The organism is Geothrix alkalitolerans (assembly GCF_022808885.1).
In the GTDB taxonomy this organism is placed as follows: domain Bacteria; phylum Acidobacteriota; class Holophagae; order Holophagales; family Holophagaceae; genus Geothrix; species Geothrix alkalitolerans.
Genome location: NZ_JAKZLE010000001.1, coordinates 90087 through 111804, shown reverse-complemented (window position 1 = coordinate 111804; position 21718 = coordinate 90087). Strand labels below are relative to the sequence as shown.

At 69.5% G+C, this 21718-nt stretch carries 17 protein-coding genes and 2 riboswitches; of the genes, 14 read left to right on the top strand and 3 right to left on the bottom strand.

Features of this window, described 5'->3' with window-relative positions; all coding sequences use genetic code 11:
- The first annotated feature begins 1255 nt into the window (after positions 1–1255).
- Positions 1256–1759 (top strand): hypothetical protein, encoded by a 504-nt coding sequence (locus tag MLJ35_RS00500; RefSeq protein ID WP_243382095.1) that lies wholly within the window; start codon positions 1256–1258, stop codon positions 1757–1759.
- A 147-nt stretch (positions 1760–1906) separates the two neighbouring features.
- Here the strand turns inward: MLJ35_RS00500 and MLJ35_RS00495 are convergent, their stop codons facing one another.
- Together MLJ35_RS00495 and MLJ35_RS00490 are read right to left on the bottom strand one after the other, a co-directional pair.
- Positions 1907–2158 carry a MerR family transcriptional regulator gene (locus MLJ35_RS00495; protein WP_243382092.1) on the bottom strand — a complete coding sequence of 84 codons (252 nt, stop codon included), beginning with the start codon at positions 2156–2158 and terminating at the stop codon, positions 1907–1909.
- A 160-nt stretch (positions 2159–2318) separates the two neighbouring features.
- Positions 2319–2873 carry a hypothetical protein gene (locus MLJ35_RS00490; protein WP_243382090.1) on the bottom strand — a complete coding sequence of 185 codons (555 nt, stop codon included), beginning with the start codon at positions 2871–2873 and terminating at the stop codon, positions 2319–2321.
- A 262-nt stretch (positions 2874–3135) separates the two neighbouring features.
- Between MLJ35_RS00490 and MLJ35_RS00485 the strand changes: the two genes are divergently transcribed.
- The 10 genes from MLJ35_RS00485 to metH all read left to right on the top strand — a co-directional run bounded on the left by MLJ35_RS00485 (position 3136) and on the right by metH (position 18163).
- A complete protein-coding gene (locus MLJ35_RS00485) occupies positions 3136–4137 on the top strand; it encodes a PLP-dependent cysteine synthase family protein (RefSeq protein ID WP_243382088.1) in 1002 nt (333 codons plus the stop codon).
- On the top strand, positions 4134–5096 hold the full coding sequence (locus tag MLJ35_RS00480; RefSeq protein ID WP_243319586.1) for an alpha-ketoacid dehydrogenase subunit beta: 963 nt from the start codon (positions 4134–4136) through the stop codon (positions 5094–5096). Before MLJ35_RS00485 ends, MLJ35_RS00480 begins: the two co-directional genes overlap by 4 nt.
- Before the next feature lie 274 nt (positions 5097–5370).
- Positions 5371–7497: a hypothetical protein gene (locus tag MLJ35_RS00475; RefSeq protein ID WP_243382086.1), complete on the top strand. Its 2127-nt coding sequence runs from the start codon at positions 5371–5373 to the stop codon at positions 7495–7497.
- A complete protein-coding gene (locus tag MLJ35_RS00470; protein ID WP_243382083.1) occupies positions 7494–9191 on the top strand; it encodes a tetratricopeptide repeat protein in 1698 nt (565 codons plus the stop codon). The genes MLJ35_RS00475 and MLJ35_RS00470 overlap by 4 nt, the downstream gene beginning before the upstream one ends.
- A gap of 20 nt (positions 9192–9211) precedes the next feature.
- A complete protein-coding gene (locus tag MLJ35_RS00465) occupies positions 9212–9616 on the top strand; it encodes a response regulator transcription factor (RefSeq protein WP_243319581.1) in 405 nt (134 codons plus the stop codon).
- Between the two features lie 12 nt (positions 9617–9628).
- Entirely contained in the window at positions 9629–10780 is a 1152-nt protein-coding gene (locus tag MLJ35_RS00460) for a HEAT repeat domain-containing protein (protein ID WP_243382081.1), read from the top strand.
- Complete coding sequence (locus MLJ35_RS00455; protein ID WP_243382079.1) at positions 10777–12219, top strand: glycosyltransferase family 2 protein; 1443 nt, start codon at positions 10777–10779, stop codon at positions 12217–12219. The genes MLJ35_RS00460 and MLJ35_RS00455 overlap by 4 nt, the downstream gene beginning before the upstream one ends.
- A 73-nt stretch (positions 12220–12292) precedes the next feature.
- Positions 12293–12397, top strand: a riboswitch (SAM riboswitch).
- A gap of 69 nt (positions 12398–12466) precedes the next feature.
- A complete protein-coding gene (locus MLJ35_RS00450) occupies positions 12467–14323 on the top strand; it encodes a bifunctional homocysteine S-methyltransferase/methylenetetrahydrofolate reductase (protein WP_243382077.1) in 1857 nt (618 codons plus the stop codon).
- A 128-nt stretch (positions 14324–14451) separates the two neighbouring features.
- Positions 14452–14739, top strand: a complete 288-nt coding sequence (locus tag MLJ35_RS00445) for a 2Fe-2S iron-sulfur cluster-binding protein (RefSeq protein ID WP_243382074.1) — start codon at positions 14452–14454, stop codon at positions 14737–14739.
- 1 nt (position 14740) lies between these two features.
- Positions 14741–18163: a methionine synthase gene (gene metH / locus MLJ35_RS00440; protein WP_243382072.1), complete on the top strand. Its 3423-nt coding sequence runs from the start codon at positions 14741–14743 to the stop codon at positions 18161–18163.
- 24 nt (positions 18164–18187) lie between these two features.
- Here metH and MLJ35_RS00435 read toward each other — a convergent pair whose 3' ends face one another.
- On the bottom strand, positions 18188–18670 hold the full coding sequence (locus tag MLJ35_RS00435) for a hypothetical protein (protein ID WP_243382070.1): 483 nt from the start codon (positions 18668–18670) through the stop codon (positions 18188–18190).
- Between the two features lie 217 nt (positions 18671–18887).
- Between MLJ35_RS00435 and MLJ35_RS00430 the strand changes: the two genes are divergently transcribed.
- From MLJ35_RS00430 to MLJ35_RS00420, 3 genes are all read left to right on the top strand, one after another.
- The gene (locus MLJ35_RS00430) at positions 18888–19187 is read left to right on the top strand and encodes a hypothetical protein (protein ID WP_243382068.1); all 300 of its coding nucleotides are present in this window, start codon (positions 18888–18890) and stop codon (positions 19185–19187) included.
- Between the two features lie 240 nt (positions 19188–19427).
- Entirely contained in the window at positions 19428–20084 is a 657-nt protein-coding gene (locus tag MLJ35_RS00425) for a hypothetical protein (RefSeq protein WP_243382066.1), read from the top strand.
- Positions 20085–20183: 99 nt separating this feature from the next.
- Positions 20184–20292, top strand: a riboswitch (SAM riboswitch).
- 121 nt (positions 20293–20413) lie between these two features.
- Entirely contained in the window at positions 20414–21718 is a 1305-nt protein-coding gene (locus tag MLJ35_RS00420) for an O-acetylhomoserine aminocarboxypropyltransferase/cysteine synthase family protein (protein WP_243382064.1), read from the top strand.

Here is a 21718-nt window from a genome sequence, read left to right as displayed (position 1 = left end):
TTCCGGGACCGCGCTGTTCTGGGGGATGGAAGGGCGAGCCATCTTCCGCCTCCCCTCCAGATCGCTCCAGGAGATCCAGGCCTCCCTCCTTCTGGGATACGCCTGGGGTGCCAGCTCCGCCGCCCCCCCATCCCCTCCTGCCGCATCCCGGGCCCCGCTCTCCACCGCTCCGGCCCTGCCGGCGCCTGTCTCCCAGGCGCCATCTCAGGACCCAGCTTCTCCCGCGGAACCAGCCCGCCCCATGGTGGCTGCGGCTTCGCCTGGCGGGACGGCCTCTGCTCTGGGCGCCGCCCCCGGTTCCGTGCCCCGCGCCTCGGCCTTCCCCGCTCCAACCCTGCCAGGGCCCGAGTCCCAGGCGCCATCTCAGGGCCCGGCTTCTCCCGCGGAACCCGCCCGCCCCATGGCGGCCGCGGCTTCGCCTGACGGGACGGCCTCTGCTCAGGACGCGGCCTCCGTTTCCGCGCCCCGCGCCTCGGCCTCCGCCGCTCCGACCCTGCCAGGGCCCGCGTCCCAGGCGCCATACCAGGGCCCGGCTTCTCCCGCGGTACCAGCCCGCCCCATGGTGGCTGCGGCTTCGCCTGGCGGGACGGCCTCTGCTCTGGGCGCCGCCCCCGTTTCCGCGCCCCGCGCCTCGGCCTTCGCCGCTCCGACCCTGCCAGGGCCCGCGTCCCAGGCGCCATCTCAGGACCCGGCTTCTCCTGCGGTACCAGGCCGCCCCATGGCGGCCGCGGCTTCGGCTGGCGGGACGGCCTCTGCCCAAGACGCCGCCCCCGTTTCCGTGCCCCGCGCCTCGGCCCTCGCCGCTCCGACCCTGCCAGGGCCCGCGTCCCAGGCGCCATCTCGGGGTCCGGCTTCTCCTGCGGTACCAGCCCGCCCCATGGCGGCCGCAGCTTCGGCTGGCGGGACGACCTCTGCCCAAGACGCCGCCTCCGTTTCCGCGCCCCGCGCCTCGGCCTTCGCCGCTCCGACCCTGCCAGGGCCCGCGTCCCAGGCGCCATCTCAGGGCCCGGCTTCTCCCGCGGTACCAGCCCGCCCCATGGTGGCTGCGGCTTCGCCTGACGGGACAGCCTCCGCTCAAGGCGCCGCCTCCGTTTCCGCGCCCCGCGCCTCGGCCTTCGCCGCTCCGACCCTGCCAGGGCCCGCGTCCCAGGCGCCATCTAAGGGCCCGGCTTCTCCCGCGGTACCAGCCCGCCCCATGGTGGCTGCGGCTTCGCCTGACGGGACAGCCTCTGCTCAGGGCGCCGCCCCCGTTTCCGTGCCCCGCGCCCAGGAGACCGCCACCCCCAGGAAGGCTGATCCTTCGGGTTCCACTGCGGCTGATCGGCTCGCGGCGCTCAGGAGGGGCGACATCCCCCGGGCCCTGGACCTGAGCCGGGCCTACCTCGCGACCCTCCCAGCCAGCCAATGGACCCTTCGGCTCGAAGCGGCCCGGCTGACCGCCACCCTCAAAAATGCGGCCTGGGCTTACTCCGGCCTGCCCGACCTCTTCATCTCGCCCCTCCAGTTGCGAGACGGGAGGACCCTCAACCAGCTCTTCCTGGGGGCGTACGCCTCCAAGGCGGAGGCGGAGCGGGCGCTCCGGGCCGTGCCCGCCTACTTCCTGAAAGATCACCTGCGCCCCTTCCCCATCCAGGTTGCCGATCTCCCGGCCCGAGCCTGCCCCATGACACGGCCCGCCCCCAAGCCCCGCCCGGCTTCGACGCCGGCGCCGAAGGGGATCCCGGTTCGCGACACGCCATCCTGCAGGCGCTGCCACTGAGAGGCCACGCCAGGACACCGCCATCGGGAACGCCCTGGCGACCGGAAATGCCGCCCCGCCCGCGACACTGGGGCCAGCTCCGGACCCCTGGTGCGGGCGAAGGCGAGCCTCGGTCGCTTCCCAGCGGAGGCGACCTCCGGAACCCGCCTATTCGACCCCGACTCGCCGCCGCTCCACGAACAGGTCCCTGCCCTCCAGCCACGCATCGATCTCGAAAGGGTAGGCATAGACGGAGCCGAGCCGCCGGTGCATGTGGCGGTGGACGGGAAGCCGCTCCCACTTCTCCCAGCGCTGGACGGTGGCCACGCTCACCTGCGCATAGGCGGCGATCTCCTTCCAGGAGCGCAGGCACACCTCCCCCATCCTGGCGCCGCCCGGGGTGTCGCCTGAAGGGGCCATGCCGCTCCTCCTCCCGACCGTGTCACCTACTGCCCTGAAACAGCTTGGATGCACGGGCAATCTGACAGAAAAAGGCTTTTCTGTCGATGGGACTCACCCGTTATTTCATAACATGTGGACTCGATTTCAATGGCGCCCAGGCTGGTCACGTCCCGCCGGCCTACTCCGGAGGCGCGACGTTGGTGAGCACGCCGGAGACCTCGGGGTTGAAGTAGCCCAGCTCCTGGGTGCCGCCGGCCAGGGGGAACCAGACGAAGGCGCCGGTCACCAGGATGTTTCCGGACGTGTTGGCGAAGCGGCCGGTGCCGGAGACGATCCGGTGGGAGCCCTGGTAGGTACCGAAGCCGAGCTGCCCCTTGGGGGAGGGGAAGCTGCCGTTCACAACAAAGGTGGTGAAGGTGTCCTTGTAGGTGCCGTCGGGCTGCCGATTGAAGGCGAAGGTGAGGGTGCCGCCCTTGCCGATGCCATTGAGCCCCTCCGGTCCGTGCCAGGTGACCTCCCCGTCCTGGCCGGAGAAGACGCCCACCAGCACCTCCTTGCCGTCCAGGGTGAGGTACATGGTGCCCCCCCAGCCGTCGTTCTCATGGAGGTGCACGACCGACGGGAGCATGGCCTGGCCCAGGCCCCTCACCGAGACGAAGTCCTGGGCACGGAGGGCCGGTGCCGCCGCTGCGGCGACCAGAGCGATGGCGATGGCGAACAAGCTCTTTCTCATAAAGAGGCTCCTTTCCGGTCATGAGCGGTCGATCGCTCGTGAATGGGGATTCGCGCGATCAGAATTTGGAAGGTGGCCCCTGGGATCAAGCACCAAAGCACCGCAAAGTGATGCAAGGCACCTCATTCCCCGGCGGTCTGCGACTTCCAGGTGGGTTTCCCCCTGGAGATCCAGGACCCACCTGCCTCGGCAAGGCCTTTGGACGGGCGAACCAGCCCGGAGCCTCCACCTCCTCCGGGCATACTGGTTCCCGGAGGAACCCATGCAGTACCGGAAGCCCTGCGGCAGCGTCCTGGAGGCCATCGGCAACACGCCGCTGGTGCGGCTGCGCCGCGTCGTGTCGGACCTTCCGGCGGAGGTCTTCGCCAAGCTGGAGTTCCTGAACCCCATGGGCAGCAGCAAGGACCGCATCGCCAAGCACATGATCGAGGCGGCGGAGCGGGACGGCCGCCTGAAGCCCGGCGACACCATCATCGAGAACTCCTCGGGCAACACGGCCATGGGCCTGGCCCTCATGGCCATCCAGAAGGGCTACAAACTCAAGGTCGTCGTGCGCGACACCATCAGCCAGGAAAAGCTGAACCAGCTGCTGGCGCTCGGCGCCCAGGTGCACAAGGTGGACACCAGCCTGCCGCCGGAGCACCCGGACAGCTACAACAACATCACACCGCGCCTGGCCCGGGAGACGCCGAACTGCTTCTTCCCGGACCAGCACGGCAACCGGGAGAACAACGCCGCCCACTACGCCGGCACGGGACCGGAGATCTGGGAACAGATGGAGGGCCGCATCGACGTCCTGGTGGCCGGCGCCGGCACCGGCGGTACCATCGGGGGCGTGGGCCGCTACCTGAAAGAGAAGGATCCGAAGATTAAGGTCGTGGCCGTGGACCCCGTGGGGTCCGTCTTCACGCCCCACTTCCGCGGCGAGAAGGAACTGAAAGCCGGGCCCTACAAGATCGAGGGCCTGGGCGACGAGTTCCTCATCCCGACCATGGAGTTCGAGCTCATCGATGAGATGTTCCAGGTGACGGACCGCGACGCCTTCCACCACGCGCGGCGGCTGGTGAAGGAGGAGGGCGTCCTGGGCGGCGGCTCCAGCGGCGCCGCGCTGTGGGCCGTGCGGCAGGTGGCGGCCAAGCTGCCGCCCATGGACCACCCGGCGCGAATCGTGACTGTGTTCCCCGACGGGGCGGGCCGCTACCTCAGCAGCATCTTCAACGACGCGTGGCTCGCGGAGAGGGGCCTGCTCGAGGCGGAGGGATGACCGCCTTCTCGGGCACCTACGTCGACGCCATCCGCCAGGCCCTCTTCGACGCCATGGAGGCCGATCCCCGCGTCTGCTGCCTGGGCGAGGACATCGGCACCTACGGCGGCGCCTTCCGGGCCACAGAGGGTCTGCTGGAGCGCTTCGGCGCGGACCGGGTGATCGACACGCCCATCTCCGAGCAGGCCATCGCCGGCGCCGCCATCGGCGCGGCCCTGATGGGCCAGCGGCCCGTGGCGGAGTTCCAGTTCATGGACTTCGCCCTGCTGGCGTCCGACCTCATGGTGAACTTCGCGGCCAAGGCCCACTGGCGCTGGGGCGCCACCGTGCCTGCCGTGTTCCGGGGACCCTCCGGCGCCGGCAACGGCGGCGGACCCTTCCACAGCCAGAACCCCGAGGGCCACTTCCTCGGCAGCCCCGGCCTGAAGGTGGTGGCGCCGGGCACCGTGCGCGATGCCTACGCCCTCCTGCGCGCGGCCATCGACGACCCCGATCCCGTGCTGTTCTTCGAGCACAAGCACCTCTATCGCCGCCTCAAGGACGAATGGGACGAGGCCCCCACGGCCCGGCTCGGTGAAGCCGCCCTGCGGAAAGACGGCTCGAAGGCCTGCGTGATCACCTACGGCGCCGCCCAGCACGTGGCGCTGGAAGCCGTGGCGGAGCTGGACGTGGCCGTGCTGGACCTGCGCACCCTCTGGCCCCTGGATGACGAGGCCATCACCGCGCTCGCGAAGCGGACCCATCGCGTCCTGGTGCTCACCGAAGCCAGCCTCACCTACGGCCCCGGCGCCGAGCTGGCCGCCCGCATCGGCGAGACCTGCTTCGGCTGGCTGGACGCCCCGGTGCTGCGGGTGGGGGGCGCGGACACGCCGATCCCCGCCAGCCCCCCCCTGGAGGCCGCCCACCTGCCCGGGACGAAAGCCCTGCGATCCGCCCTGGACCGTCTCCTGGCCTGGTAGGTCCCCTCGGAGAACCCTCCCCCCTGATCAAAGGCCCTGCCTGTGATTTTCTGCTCGCGAACGGTAAATTCCCGCTCTAATGAAGCAGATGATTCGGCCTTTACCAGCCCTAAAGATGATTGGCCTCGCCCTTTCTCTGGGTCTCCCGGGGGGTGAAGCCCCCCTGTCGGCGGCCCCGGCGCCTCCGTCCCGCCCTCGGGCCAACCCTCCGCGTCCGGTCTCCCGCCCCTCCCAGCCCCTGATCCCGGCACGCGCCCACGAGCGTCGGCTGGAAGTGGCAGATGGCGCGGGCGGCTGGCGGCCCTTCTACGTCAAAGGCGTGAACCTGGGCGCAGCCATTCCCGGCCGGCACCCCAGCGAGTTCCCGGACCGGGCCACCTACGACGGGTGGATCCGGGAGATGGCGGAGGCAGGCTTCAACACGATCCGCGTCTACACCATCCATCCGCCCGCGTTCTACGAGGCCCTGCGCGCCTACAACCTCGGCGCCCGGAAGCCCATGCGGCTCATCCACGGCGTCTGGACCGAGCTGCCCCCCCGCCATGACTTCCTGGATCCTGCCTGGCTCGCGGCCTGGCACCGGGAGATGCGGGACGTGGCCGGGGTGCTCCACGGCCAGGCCCGCATCCCTGCCCGCCCGGGCCGCGCCAGCGGCAGCTTTGGCGCGGACGTCAGCCCCTGGACCCTGGCCGTCATCCTGGGCCGCGAATGGGAGTCTTCGAGCGTGGTGGCCTTCAACCGCCAGCACTCGGGGACCTCGACCTGGACCGGCCGCTTCGTCATGGTGCGGGAGGGCCACGCCATGGAGCGGTTCCTCGCCCAGGGCCTGGATTACTTCCTCGCCGAGGAGTGGGACCGGTTCCAGGCCCAGCGTCCCATCGCCTTCACCAACTGGCCCACCCTGGACCCTCTCTTCCACATCACGGAATCCACGGAGCAGGAGGAACGCGCCCTGCGGCAGAAGCTCGGCATGGCGGTGGAGGCCCCGAACCCGGAGCCCGACAACGAGGACGCCGCCAGCCTGGACATGGAGAAGTTCGAGGGCACGTCACAGCTCAGGGCCGGGCTCTTCGCCAGCTACCACGTCTACCCGTACTACCCCGACTTCATGAACCTGGATCCCGGCTACGCCCAGGCCCGGGATCACCTGGGCCCCAGCCATTACTCGGGCTACCTCGCCGACCTGGTGAGGCATCACGCCCGCCACCCGGTGCTCATCGCGGAATTCGGGGTGCCCTCCTCCCGCATCGTCGCCCACTGGCAGCCCCAGGGCCTGACCCACGGCGGCCAGGGCGAGCGCGAGCAGGGCGAGCAGGATGCCCGGCTCCAGCAGGACATCTACGACGCGGGCTGCGCCGGGGGCGTGCTCTTCGCCTGGATCGACGAGTGGTTCAAGAAGAACTGGCTCACCCTGCCCTTCGAGCGCCCCTTCGAGCGGAAGCCGCTCTGGTACAACGCCATGGACGCCGAGGAGAACTACGGCCTCATCGCCTACCGGCCCGGCGCCAAGGGACCATCCATCCTGATCGACGGCAAGGCGGGCGACTGGGCCCGGATTCCCGCATACCTCGAGGCCGACGGGCTCTCCCTGAAGGCCGTGGCGGACGAGGGCTGGCTCCACCTCGGCCTGTTCCTCCCGCGCCCCGTGGACTTCACGAAGGAAGCGATCCTCGTGGGCCTCGACACCGTGGACACCCGCCGGGGCGACCACCGGCTCCCCTGGGTGGCCAGCCCGCGCAGCGAGGCCGGCCTGGAGTTCGTGGCCCTCTTCCAGGGGACGGACCACACGGGGGTGTTCGTGGATGCCCCCTACGCCGTCCCCGACTACCGGCCCCTGCCCCATCACCGTTATCAGAGCGTGGCCAACGAGGCGGGCCGCTTCCTCATGCCCACGGCCAAGAGCAACCATCCCCGGATCGGCCGCGACGGAACGCAGTTCCCGGGCCACACCACGGAGATCGGCTGGCTTCGCCAGGGAACCCAGGACCGCGCCGATCCAGCCTACGACTCCCGTGCCGAATGGCAGGCGGGCCTCGCCCCCGACGGCCGGGGGTTCATCGAGGCGCGCATCCCCTGGACGCTGATCCAGGTCACGGATCCGAGTCAGCGGATGGTGCTGGACGATCCCGGGTGGAAAACCGGCGGCCCCCTGGAATCTTCCAAAACCCCTGGGTTCAGATTCGTGTTGGCGATCGTGGATGCCGACAAACCGCTCGGAGAAGGTCCCAGCGCCCTCCACCTCACCCTCCCCGCCGCCGTCCGCGGCGCCATCCCTGTGCCGCCGCTCTACACCTGGCGGGCCTGGAGCCGGCCGACCTTTCATCGCTTCCGCAAGCTGTCCTTCTCGATCTATCAGAAAGCCCTGGCCGCCACCCCCGACGAACCGAGGTTGCCCCGATGATCCATCCCGCACCGCCCGCCATGCAGGAGCCCGCCCCGGCTCCGGATGCCGCCGCGCTCCTGAAGCAGGCCCGGGAGCTGCGCTCGCAGAAGCGGTTCCCCGAGGCCGTGGCGGTGTACACCCGGATGCTGGAGGTCTGGAAGGACCAGCCTGACGCCCTCCTCGAGCGAGCCCGGACCTTCAGCTGGATGAAGCGGTTCGACGAGGCCATCCGCGACCTGAAGCGCCACCGGGAGGTCCATCCGGAGCTGGCGGCGGAATCCGAGCCGGTGCTGGCCCGGGTCACCGCCTGGTCCGGACGCTTCGGCGAGGCCGTGGAGATCCTCCGGCCCCACGTGGCCAAGGGCGACCGCCAGGCCACCCTGGACACGGCCACCTACCTGAGCTGGGACGGGCGCATGGACCAGAGCCTGGCCATGGCGGACGCCTGGCTGCAGGCCCATCCCGCCGACACGGACTTCCACCTGCTCCGGGGCCGGGTGCTCGGCTGGCGCGGGCGGCACGGCCAGGCGCGCCGGGCCTATCAGGAGGCCCTCGCCCGGACGCCGGGGAACCGCCAGGCGATCCTGGGGCTGGCCCAGCTGGACCTCTGGGCCGGCGATCCCGAAACGGCCGAGCGGCGCCTGGGCGGCCTCGGATCCGAGGATGTCCAGAGCTCCGAAGCGGAGCTCATCCGGGCGCAGATCGACCAGCGAATGGGCCGTCTCCGCCGGGCGCGGACTCGCGCCGAGGCCCTGGCGGACCAGCCGGACGTGCGCGAGGACGCCCAGGCCCGCCTCCGCGGCCTGGCCGACGCCCAGGGCCCCTGGATCGAGCTCTCCCAGACCCGCACGGACTCCAACGAGGGCCTGCGCGCCCAGGCCCGGCGGGTGGACGCGGCGGTGCCGTTCTTCGACGGGAGCCTCCGGGCCGGCGCGAGCTTCGACCTGCTGGACCAGAGCGGCCAGGCGAAGCGCAAGCCGCAAGAATGGTCCCTGGGCCTCAGCCATCCCCTGGGCTCGCGGGTCACGGCCTCGGCCCAGGTGGGCCGGGTGGATGACGTGGGCGGGGACGCTGCGGGCTTCCACAGCCTGGCCCTGGGTTGGCGTGCGGCGCCGGGCCTGAACCTGGTGCTGTCCCACACCTTCGCGCCGAACCTGGCCACCCCCCGGGCCGTGGACCTCCGCACGTTCACCCGGACCTGGGGGTTGGGCGGGACTTGGGTCTTCAACCAGACCCTTGACCATGCGGCTCTGTCCCTGGAGCGAGCGTTCCTCTCCCCCGGCGCGGCCCGGACGGGCGTCCGGGCAGAGGCGGGGCATCGGTTCCCCATCGAGTGGGGGGAGTGGCGCGCGGGGCTCGCCGCCCGGTTCATCGACCAGGACCAGAGCCTCCGCATCGGGTTCTTCAACCCCGAGCGCTACCGCTATTACGGCGCCACCGCCGGTGTCTCGGCGCGGCGCGAGGAGCGCTGGGAGGTGGCCCTCGACGGGTGGGGCGGAAGCCAGGTGGTGAACCGGACCGCCAGCCAGTTCACCTGGGGCTACACCTTGGCGGGAACCTGGACGCCCGGGGGCTCCGCCGCCACCCTCTTCGCCTCCTGGAGCCAGAGCGTGGCGGGCCTGCCCATCGCCGATCCCACGGACCCCACCAGCTACCGCGACCACACCCTCCGGTTCGGGATCCGGATCCGAGGGAATCGATGGTTCTGGTAGAAAGGGGTAGACTTTTTCCGATGACCCGACGCTGGCCAGCCCAAACGACGATCCTGGTGGTCGAAGACGACCCTGCGACCGCGAAGATCATCCAGGTCCGCCTGGAGATGGAGGGGCTCAAGGTGCTCGTGGCCGCCAACGGCATGGACGCTCTCGAGATCCTCCACCGCGACCAGGTCGACATGATCACCACCGACCTCATGATGCCCGCCATGAACGGGTTCCGGCTGGTGCAGGAGGTGCGGGACCTCGCGCCGCCCAAGGGCCGCATCCCCATCCTGCTCCTCTCCAGCAACCACAGCGAGCAGGACATGGTGCGCTGCCTTGCGGCCGGCGCGGATGACTACATGGCGAAGCCGATCTCGGTCCAGGTGATGGTGGAGCGGCTCTGGCGGCTCTACGAACGCTCCCACCGGGTGGGGTGAGCCATCCTGTCCATGCCCTTTCCCCACGACCTGCTGCTGCCCATCCTCCGCTGGGCGACATTCGGCCTGCTGGCACTGACCGGCGGGTTGGTGCTGGTGGGCACCGTCCTGCAGTACCGCAAGGACCGCCAGAACCGGCATCGCATCGCCTGCTACCAGGCCTGGGAGACCCAGCTCACGGACTATCTGTTCAAGCGGGGCTTCGAGCACGAATCCTTCGGGCCGGTCCCCTGGGCCGACCGCTGGCTGTTCCGGGACTTCCTCGCCCGCTACCAGTCCACCATCGCCGGGCAGGAATTCGAGCTGCTCCGGGAGCTCTACCTGAGCATGGGCCTCCACGCGTCCCTGCCCCAGCGGCTGAAGGATCGCGATCCCAACGTCCGGGCCCAGGCGGCCAAGGAGATCTCCGTCTTCCGCCTGGACGAACCGGCGGAGCACGCGCCGCCCCCGGTGACGGAGCGCCCCTGGCGGTGGAAGCCCGGCATCCGCATGGAGGGCTATCTGGAGCAGGTCCTGCCCCTGCTCGATGACCCGGTCCCCTTCGTGGCCCACACGGCGGCCCAGGCCCTGACCCACAGCCGGAGCCTGCGGTTCGCCGCGCCAGTGCTGGCCTGGGTCATGCGCGAAGAGCTCTACCAGCGGGAGCGGCTCCTCCGGGTGCTCGAAGGATTCGGGCCGGACCTGTTGCCCTGGATGAAGGAGAACCTGGAGTCGCCGAACCAGAACCCGGAGCCCTGGATCCTCTACGCCCTGCTGGTGGGCTCCCACCGCCACCGCGAGTCCCTCCCGCGCCTTCTGTGGCTGCTGGACGTGCCGAGCGTGGACCTCCGGGCCTCCGTCCTCAAGGCCCTCATCATCCTGGCGGACCCGGAGGTCTACCCGCGGGTGCTGAGCCTCGCCGCAAGCCCCGCCTGGGAGATCCGCGCCCAGGTGGCCCGGGCCCTGGGCGTGCTGGGCGGCCCCTCGGCCGTTCCCGACCTGCTCCCGCTGATGACCGACCCCGTCTACGAAGTCCGCCGCAACGCCGCCCAGAGCCTCGTGGACCTCGGCCACTCCGGCGTGTCCGCCCTGTCCTGGCTGGCGGAGGATCCCGCGTCCGACCGCTTCGCCCGCGACATGGCCCGGGAGCGGCTCGAGTGGGCCGATGAACGGGGGCATCTGTGACCTTCCGCGCCTTCATCCTGGCCTTCGCCGAGTGGGGCATCCTCCTCTACTACCTGGCCATGCAGCTGACGAACCTGTCGCTGATCCTCAGGGCCTTCTTCTCCATCCGCAGCTACCTGGATGCGGTGAGGATCGACCGTCTCGACACGGCCTTCGAGACCAGCCACTACAAGCCCATCACGCTGATCTGCCCGGTCTACAACGAGGAGGCCGGTGCGGTGCCCAGCGTCAACAGCCTCATCAGCCTGCGCTACCCCGAGTTCCAGGTGGTGGTGGTGAGCGACGGCAGCACGGACGCCACCCTGGAGCGCCTGGTCAAGGCCTTCAAGCTCCAGCCCAGCCAGAGGGTCGTGCGCCACCTGCTGCCCACCCAGGAAGTGCGCGGCATCTACGAGAGCGCCTACGTGCCCAACCTGGTGGTGGTGGACAAGGCCAATGGCGGCAAGGCGGACGCCCTGAACTGCGGCATCAACCTGGCCCGCTACCCGCTGGTCTGCTGCATGGACGGGGACAGCCTCCTGGAGAACGATGCCCTCCTCCGCATCGCCCGGCCCTTCATGGACCGTCCCGACATGGTGGCTTCCGGCGGCGTGGTGCGGCCCGTGAACGGGTGCAAGGTCACCCCGATGGGCATCCGCGGCATCTTCCTGCCCGGTTCCTGGCTGGCGCGCTTCCAGATCGTGGAGTATCTCCGGGCCTTCCTCTTCGCCCGCGTGGGCCTGGCCTCCATGGACAGCATGTTCATCGTCAGCGGCGCCTTCGGGGTCTTCCGCAAGGACCTGGTGGTGTCCGCTGGGGGCTTCGAGACTGCCACCATCGGCGAGGATTTCGAGCTCGTCGTGCGCCTCCACCGCTGCCTGCGCGAGTGGAAACGGCCCCATCACATCACCCTGGTGCCGGATCCGGTGTGCTGGACCGAAGTGCCCGAGGATTTCCACGGCCTGGGCCGCCAGCGGAACCGCTGGCAGCGCGGACTGCTGGAGACCCTCTGGCGGCACCGGAAGATGTGCTTCAACCCGAAGTACGGGCGCATCGGCTTCTTCTCCATGCCCTACTTCATCTTCTTCGAGGCTTTGGCCCCCATCATCGAAGTGGGCGGCTACCTCCTGTTCGCCTGGTCCGTCTGGACCCACTCGCTCAACACCCCCTTCGCGATCCTGTTCATCTACGTGGCCCTGCTCCTGGGTGTGCTGAACTCCGTGGTGGCCGTGGTGCTCCAGGAGATCAGCGGCCATCGCTATCAGGGCCTCAAAGCCTGGGGCCTGCTCCTGTTCGCGGCGGTGGCCGAGAACTTCGGGTACCGGCAGCTGACCCTCTGGTGGCGACTCCGGGGCACCTTCGACTGGATCCGCGGCAAGGACAGCTGGGGCCACCTGAAGCGCAAGGGCCTCACGGCCCATCCGGCCGAGGACGGGGCCTCCCCGCCGCCCCTGGCTTGACGGACGGGCGTGGTCAGACCATGCTGGTTCCTCGATCTTTGGCAGTCCCCATGAGTGCCCCTGGCACTCCATAGCGCTATCCAGAAAGGTGGAGGGAAAGGCCCTGTGAAACCTTGGCAACCTGCGAACGCAAGGTGCCAATTCCTGCCCCCGGCGTATCCCGGGGGGAAGATACCGAACGACCCGGACTGACCCGAGACCCCCTGGATGCCGCTGAAGACTGCCCTGATCACCACCAGGCGCATCCATGACCCAACCCACCTTCCGGCAGGCCCTCGACGAGGGCGAGTGTTTCCTCTTCGACGGAAGCACCGCCTCGGCCCTGCATGACCGGGGCATCACGCTCCAGCGCAGCTTCGAGGAGTGCAACCTCAAGGCGCCGGACCTGCTGCTGGCCATCCACGGCGAGTTCCTCGCCGCGGGCTCCCAGGTGCTCACCACCAACACCTGGGGCGCCAACCGGCTGAAGCTCGCCGCCCGGGGCCTGGAGGGCCAGCTCGATGCCATCAACCGCGAGGGCGTGGCCCTGGCGAAGCAGGCCATCGCCCAGCAGCAGGCCCGCGCCTGGGTGGCGGGCTGCATCGGCCCCCTGGGCGTCCGCATCGAGCCCTGGGGGCCCACCTCCTTCGAGGAGGCCCGGGCCCTCTTCCGCGAGCAGGCGGAGGCGCTCGTCGGGGCCGGTTCCGACCTGGTCGTGCTGGAGGGCTTCGAGGATCTCAACGAGATCCACCAGGCCATCCTCGCCGTCCAGGAGGTCGGCCGCCTGCCCCTCGCCGCCCTGATGACCACCAACGACGAGGGCCAGGCTCTCTTCGGCGCGGAACCGGAATGGTTCATCAAGCAGCTCGACACCTGGGGCGCGGACCTGGTGGGCCTCATCGGCGGCAACGGCCCCGCACCGCACCTGCGGCTGCTGGAGCACCTGAAGGGCGTCACCACCCGGCCCATCGTCCTGCTGCCCAACCCCGGCCTGCCCCACATGGTGGATGGCCGCCTGATCTACGGGGCCAGCCCCGAGTACCTGGGCGGCTTCGCGGCCCGGGCCCTGGCCGGCGGCGCCCGCGCCGTGGGCGGCTGCAGCGGCACGACGGCCGCCCACATCCGCGCCATGCGGGGGGCTTTCCGCCAGGAGCGGGCCTTCGTCCAGGCCGGGGGGCGCTACCAACTGAAGCCCCACGAGCAGCCCCAGCCCGAGGTCCCCTTCGCCTTCCGGAGCCGCTTCAGCCTCAAGCTCGCCCAGGGCGAGTTCACCCACACCGTAGAGCTCGTGCCGCCCAAGGGCATGGAGTACGACAAGCTCCTGGCGAAGACCCGCCAGTGCCGGGCCCTGGGCGTGGACGCCATCAACGTGCCGGACGGCCCCCGGGCCATGGCCCGCATGTCCGCCCTGGCCACGGCCCTCATCATCGAGCAGCAGGTGGGCGTGGAGACCATCCTCCACTACGCCTGCCGGGACCGGAACCTGCTGGGCATGCAGAGCGACCTGCTGGGGGCCGCGGGCCTGGGGCTGCGCAACATCCTGGCTGTCACCGGCGACCCCCCGAAGCTGGGGCCCTACCCCCAGGCCACGGCGGTGTTCGACGTGGACGCCATCGGCCTCGTGAACATGCTCAAGCGCCTCAACACCGGCCTGGACCTCGGCGGCGCCAGCATCGGCAAGCCCACCTCCTTCAGCGTGGGCGTGGGCGCCAACCCCGTGGCTCCGGATCCGGAACGGGAGAGGGCCCGCTTCCGCTACAAGGTGGAGGCCGGCGCCCAGTGGGCCATCACCCAGCCCGTCTTCGACCCGGACAGTCTCTTCCGCTTCCTGGACTTCGCCGAGGGCGTGGCGCCGGGCCTGCCCGTCATCGCCGGCATCTGGCCCTTCAAGAGCCTGCGCAACGCCGAGTTCATGGCCAACGAGGTGCCCGGTGTCCTCGTGCCTCCCGCCCTGCTCACCCGCATGGCCAGGTGGGCCACAACCGAAGACCAGGTCAAGGAGGGCCTGGCCATCGCCCAGGAGACCATCGAGGCCATCCGCCCCCGCATCCGCGGCCTCCAGCTCAGCGCCCCCTTCGGGCAGGTCGAGCTCGTGGCGCCGCTCCTGCCCAAGCGGGAGGACTGAATGAGACCTTTGGAAAAGCATTTCACCGCAGAGAACGCGGAGCGCACAGAGGAAAGACAAAGCAGGTTCTTCTCTGCGATCTCCGCGTTCTCTGCGGCTGGCGTTTTTCTTTCCGACGGGAGATCCGCATGTCGGTGAAGGTCCATTTCCTGCTGGAAGATCTGCTGGTGGAGGCGCCGGAGGGGACGCCGCTGCAGGCGATCGCGGACGCCGCAGGGGCCGACATCACCTTCGGCTGCCGGACCGGTTCCTGCGGCACCTGCCGCGTGCGCGTCGCGGAGGGACTGCACCATTGCAGCGACCCGGGCCCGGAGGAACGCGACTTCCTCCAGGGCCTGGACGCGCCGGCCGACCAGCGCCTCGCCTGCCAGGTGACTGTCCACGGGGACGTGGCCATCGACTATCTGGGACTGTGACATGACCTCCCTCGACACGCTCCTCCGCGACAAGGTGCTGCTGCTGGACGGCGGCATGGGGACGCAGATCTTCGCCCGCACGCCCACGGTGGAGGACTACGGCGGCCCGGCGCTGGAGGGCTGCGTGGACCTGCTGACCGAGCGGCGGCCCCAGTGGATCCGCGAGATCCACGAAAACTATCTCAACGCGGGCGCCGATGCGGTGGAAACCAACACCTTCGGCGCGAACCCGCTTGTGCTCGGCGAGTTCGGCCTGGCAGGCAAGGCCTACGGCCTGAACGTGCAGGCGGCATCGCTGGCGAAGGAGGTGGCCCGCAGCTTCGACCGGCCCCGCTTCGTCATCGGCTCCGTGGGCCCCGGCACCAAGCTCATCACGCTGGGCCACGTGGGCTACGCCGAGCTGCTGGCCTCGTACCGCGTGCAGATGGAGGGCCTGCTGGACGGAGGCGCCGACGCCATCCTCATCGAGACCTGCCAGGACCTGGGCCAGATCAAGGTCGCCGTGCGCGCCGCGCGGGAGGCCATGGCCGCCAAGCAGCGCAGGATTCCGCTCTGGGTCCAGGCCACCGTGGAAACCACGGGCACGCTACTGGTGGGCTCGGACATCGCCGCCGTGCTCACCAGCGTGGAGCCGCTGGGCATCGACGTGCTGGGCCTCAACTGCGCCACGGGCCCCGATGAAATGCACCAGCACCTGCAGACCCTCTGCGAGGCCAGCCCCTTTCCCATCAGCTGCCTGCCCAATGCGGGCCTGCCCGAGAACGTGGCCGGCCAGGTGGTCTACCCGCTGGATCCGGCGGCCTTCGCTCCCAAGGTGCTGCACGCGGCCTCGGAGTTCGGCCTCGCCATCCTGGGCGGCTGCTGCGGCACCACGCCGGACCACATCCGCGCCCTGGCCCCCGGGGTGGAGAAGCTGAGTCCCCCGGAACGCGCGCCGAAACTGGAGCGCAGCGCCGCCAGCCTCTACCAGAGCGTGGCCCTCAAGCAGGAGCCCGCGCCTCTCATCGTGGGCGAGCGGACCAATGCGAACGGCTCGAAGAAGTTCCGCGACCTGCTGGCCGCAGAGGACTGGGACGGCATGATCGCCCTGGCGAAAGAGCAGCAGAAGGAGGGCGCCCACCTGCTGGACCTCTGCGTGGCCTACGTGGGCCGCGACGAGGTGCGCGACGCGGACGAGCTGCTCGGCCGCCTGGTCTCCCAGATCACCCTGCCCCTGGTCATCGACAGCACCGAGGTTCCGGTCATCGAGAAGGCCCTCCAGCGCAGCCCCGGCAGGTGCTTGGTGAACTCCATCAACTTCGAGGATGGTGAGGGCAAGGCGCGGAAGATCCTGGATCTGTGCAAGACCTATGGCGCCGCCGTGGTGGGCCTCACCATCGACGAGCGGGGCATGGCCAAGACGCGGGAGGAGAAGCTGGCCGTGGCGAAGCGGCTGCACGCTCTCGTGGTAGGCGAGTACGGGATGGATGCCGGCGACCTCATCATCGATCCGCTGACCTTCACGCTGGGCAGCGGCGACGAGACGTTCCGAGGTTCCGCCGTCGAGACCCTGGAGGCCCTGAGGCTCATCAAGGCCGAGCTGCCGGGCGTGATGACCCTGCTTGGCGTGAGCAACGTGAGCTTCGGCCTGAACCCCGCGGCACGCCACGTGCTCAACGCCCTCATGCTCTACCACGGCGTGAAGCACGGACTGGACATGGCCATCTTCAACGCCTCGAAGGTGCTCCCCGTCGCGAAGATCGACCCCGAGGAGCGCCACATGGTCGAGGACCTGATCTTCGACCGGCGCTCGGAGGGCTACGACCCCCTCAAGGCCGTCCTGGCGCGCTTCAGCGACCGCAAGGCCACCCTCGCCGACGACCACCGGGCCGACCTGCCTGTGCTGGAGCGCCTGCACCGCGGCATCCTCGATGGCGAGAAGCAGGCCATCCTGGCCGATGTGGACGAAGCCCTGAAGGACCACGATCCCCTGAAGCTCATCAACGAGGTGCTGCTGGGCGCCATGAAGGTGGTGGGCGAACGCTTCGGCTCCGGCGAGATGCAGCTCCCCTTCGTGCTGGAGAGCGCCGAGGCCATGAAGGCCGCCATCAAGCGCATCGAGCCGCACCTGCCCCGGGAGTCCACCTACCAGAAAGGCCGCATCCTCCTGGCCACGGTGAAGGGCGACGTCCACGACATCGGCAAGAACCTGGTGGACATCATCCTCAGCAACAACGGCTTCGAGGTGAAGAACCTGGGCATCAAGCAGCCCATCGAGTCCATCCTCAAGGAGCTGGAGGCCTGGCCCGCGGACGCCATCGGCCTCTCGGGCCTGCTGGTGAAGTCCACGGTGATCATGAAGGAGAACCTGCGCTTCCTGGAGGAGCAGGCCCAGCGGGTGCCCGTCATCCTCGGCGGTGCCGCCCTCACCCGCGACTATGTGGAGGGTGACTGCCGCCGGTCCTATTCGGGCGCGGTGCTCTATGCGGAGGATGCCTTCGAGGGCCTGCGGCACATGCAGGCGCTGGTGGCGGGGGAAGTCAGCGTGCCGGCACCTGCGCCGGCCGCTTCCGCGGCTGGAGATATCAGAATCCTGAAGCGGGGAAGTGCTTCAGTCCCGCTGACGGAACTTGGCCAGAGCAGCTGGGTGCGCCATGACGCGCCCTCCCCGGAGCCGCCCTTCTGGGGCGTGCGGGAGATCGCCGACGCGCCCGTGGACCTCTTCGAGCACCTGGACGAGTTCGCCCTGGTCCGCAACCGCTGGGGTTTCAGCCAGGGCAGCCAGGGCGCCGAGGCCTTCGCGGCCGTGCTGCGGGACAAGGCCGAGCCCCAGCTGGCGCGCTGGAAGGAGCGCCTCGCGGCCGACCCGGTCTTCCAGCCGAAGGCCCGCTACGGCTATTTCCCCGTTCGGGCCGAGGGGGACGCGCTGCGGGTGCTCGATCCCGGCGACCGTTCCAGGACCCTCGCCGTGCTCGGCTTCCCGCGCCAGGGCGCAGGAAGGAGACTCTGCATCGCGGACTTCTTCCGGGCGGACGCCACCGACGTGCTGGCCCTCCAGCTCGTCACCCTGGGCCAGGCCGCCGCGGACCACGCGGCCAGGCTCTACCGGGAGAACGGCTACGCGGACTACTTCGCCTTCCACGGCCTGGCCACGGAGCTGACGGAGGCCTACGCCGAGCGCGTCCACGCCCGCATCCGCCGGGAGCTGGGCATCCACCACAGGGACCTGCCGGGCCGTGCCCTCTTCGCCCAGGGCTACCAGGGCTCCCGCTACTCCTACGGCTACCCCGCCTGCCCCGACCTGGAAGGCAATGGCCCCATCCTAGACTTGCTGCGCGGCGCGGAGATCGGCGTCCACCTCAGCGACAGCCACCAGATGGACCCCGAGTACAGCACCAGCGCCCTCGTGGCCTGGCATCCCCAGGCGCGGTACTTCTCCGCCTGACCCGACTTCCTCCAGGGTGGGGGGTTACTGGGCTCGGGCCTTGTCCATGACCTTCTGGCGAAGCTCCTGGAACTCCGTCTCGGAGATGAGTCCATCCTTCTTGAGCTTCTCCAGTTTCTCCAGTTCCGTGCGCAGATCGAATGCAGGCGGGGCAGGCAGAGCCGCTCGCTCATCGGCGGCCTTCACCCGGGTCTCCTTCGCCCGCGGGGAGGGCCGCCCAGCCTTCAGGTCCTCCTGGGTTCCGAAGGCGTCCACCCGACCATTCACGAGACGGACGTACTGGGTTCGGCTGTTGATCTTGATGGCTCCGTACCGATCGTAGGCCTCGTACTCAAGCACTTCGGTGTCGTTGGCGACCGTCGTCTTGGAGGGGCCTCCCACGCGTTCGAGCACCTCCTTCTTGGTCATCCCCACCCTGAGCTTCGTCACATCCAGATCTGGCTTGGTACAGCCCATGGAGACAACCGCCGGGAGGGCGATGATCAAAGCGGCGAAGCGGCGTTGCATGGTGAGGCCCCCCATTCCGGGGCAGGCGGCCCTCGCAGTGGGCGGATCCTGCCAAGAAGAGCAGTGTGGCAGAGGTGACCTTTCCGGGCATCGAAGGGAATGCGCAGCGGGCCATGAGGAACCGGGCGTGAGGGTACGAACGGCCCGCGCTGCGATCGTGGCTGGGGCACGTCGGGCCATGATCCAATGGTCGGGTGATCGGGCGTGGGAGGTGGCCATGAAGCTGGCCTCGATGGGTGGATGTCTGCTGCTCGCCGCGCGGGCGCTCCCCGGGCAATCCGTCGTGGGCTTGGCGGATCGGCAGGAGGTCGTCCTGGAAGGCCAGGTGTTGCGGCGAACCACCGCGGAGTCAAGGCTCGCTCAGGTCCGGGACCTGCCGGACTTCCGGCCCGGCCTGAAGCCCCTGGGGCGCATGGAAGTGGCTTGGGACGGGTCCAAGGTCTACCAGGTCGGATTCACGGAAGACCACCATCCAGTGGCCCGTTCGGGAAAGCCCTTCTTCACCGATGCCGGGTAACGGCGATGGACCTGGACTGAACCGAAGGCCCTCCCCGCCAAGCCGGGGGAAAGCTGGGAACTCCTGGGGGCATGGGAAGACCGCCTCCTCTTCCTCCAGGTGAGCCGGGATGCCAAGGCAGGGTCTCGATCAGCCTCGCCTCCCAAGGGCGGGGCCGTATCCCAATGCCTGGTCCGGGTGGATCTGCTGACCGGGGAGACCGCGCAACTCCTGGAGGTGCAGGTCGGAAGCGATGCGCGCATGACGGCCGCGTTTTCCCGCGATGCCTTCTACCTCCTGACGGCAACGGGGAAGGCGGTACGGGTGCGGGTGGGCACGGAACCCTGGTCCGTGGACCTGATCCACACCAATGTCTGGGGCGCGGCCGGCATCACCCTGTGCAAGGACACGGGAGAATTCCAGAATCCCTCCCTGTTCGGCCGGGCCTTTCTCGATGGGGACGGAGCCATCCTGGTCCCGACCCAGGTGTTCCTCCCCCAGGACCGCGCGGACATCGACCTGGCCTGGTCCAAGCTCCCTCAGCTCCGGAAGGCGGAACTCATCCAGTCCGGCTTCTGGCCCGTGCCGGCCGACAAGGAAGTGGGCTGGAAGGATGATGTGTGCTTCCTGAGGTTGGATCCCGCGACCGCCCGCTTCACCCAAGTGGACCATTCCCGTTTCGACCATTTGGTGGTGGAAGAGGAGAAGCCCTTCACCATCCGCCGATTCAAGGTGATCGAGCCGACCCAGGCCTTCACCTCTGAAGGGGGAAGGATCCTGCCGCTGGAGGAGGCCCTGAGAACGGTCGAATCCGCACCGGCGCCCAAAGCCAGGCCGGCCAGGCCGGCCACGTCGGTCGATCCCTCCCCTGCGCCCGGCCCAGCTCCCACGAAGCGGAAGGAGCCGGTGCCTCTGTGAAGACAACGAAAGGGGTTGCCAAGCAGGTTGCCCAGCGTTACTGTTCTCCACCGGCCCTTCGGGGCCGTTCTCTTACGAGATCCTTGTCAGTTCCATAGCGAGTTATCCAGAAAGGTGGAGGGACGGGCCCTGTGAAACCTTGGCAACCTGCGAAAGCAAGGTGCCAATTCCTGCCGCGCGTGAGCGATCAAGCGCGGAGAGATGTCGAGCTGTGTCGAACTGACGCAATCATCGAAGGGGCCCGAGCAATCGGGCCCCTTTTGCTTTTCCTGGACTTGCTTGGACAGACGAGGCCTCGGCCTATCCAACTTCCCATTCCAGGAGACGCCATGAGCGCCAGCCCCACCCCCCGCTTCGAGACCCTCGCCCTCCACGGGGGCCACAGCCCGGATTCGGACACCAAGAGCCGGGCTGTCCCCATCTACCAGACCACGAGCTACGTGTTCGACAGCACGGAGCATGGCGCGGCCCTCTTCAACCTGGAGGTGCCGGGGAACATCTACACCCGCATCATGAACCCCACCACCGCCGTGCTGGAGCAGCGCGTGGCCCAGCTGGAGGGCGGCATCGCCGCCCTGGCCACGGCCTCGGGCCAGGCGGCCATCACGCTCGCCCTCACGACGCTGCTGCGGTCCGGCGACCATATCGTGGCCGGCAACAACCTCTACGGCGGCACCTACAACCTACTGTCGAACACCCTGCCCCGGACGGGCATCACCACCACCTTCGTGGACTCGACGAAGCCCGAGGCCTTCCGCGCCGCCCTGCGGCCGGAGACCCGAGCCATCTACATCGAGGCCGTGGGCAACCCCAAGCTGGACGTGCCCGACTTCGAGGCCATCGCGGCCATCGCCCATGGGGCGGGCATCCCGCTGGTCGTGGACAACACCCTGCCCAGCCCCTACCTGCTGAACCCCTTCAAGCTGGGCGCCGACATCGTGGTGCACAGCGCCACCAAGTACCTCGGCGGGCACGGCACCTCCGTGGCCGGGATCATCGTGGACGGCGGCACCTTCGACTGGAAGGGCGGCACGTTCCCCGAGTTCACCGAGCCTTTCGCCGCCTACCACGGCGCTGTGCTGGCGGACCTCGCCGGCCCGGCGGCCTTCATCACCAAGGCCCGCATCGAGGGGCTCCGCGATACCGGCGCCGCCCTGAGCCCCTTCAACGCCTTCCTCATCCTCCAGGGCATCGAGACCCTGCACCTGCGCGTGGAGCGCCACGGCGCCAACGCCCTGGCCCTGGCCCAGTGGCTGGAAAAGCATCCCAAGGTGGCCTGGGTGAACTACCCCGGCCTGCCCGGCGGCCCGAACCACGCCGCCGCGGCCCGGTACTTCCGCAAGGGCGCCGGCTTCGGCGGCATCCTCACCTTCGGCCTCAAACCCGCCGCATCGGGGGGCGGGCTGAAGGCCGGCGGAGCCGTCATTGACGCCGTACAGCTCTTCTCGCGCCTGGCCAACCTGGGCGACGCCAAGAGCCTCATCATTCATCCCGCGAGCACCACCCACCAGCAGCTCTCCCCGGAGGAGCGCACGGCCACGGGCGTCACCGACGACCTGATCCGCCTCTCCGTGGGCCTCGAGCATATTGACGACCTCATCGCGGACCTGGACCAGGCCCTGGCGAAAGCCTAG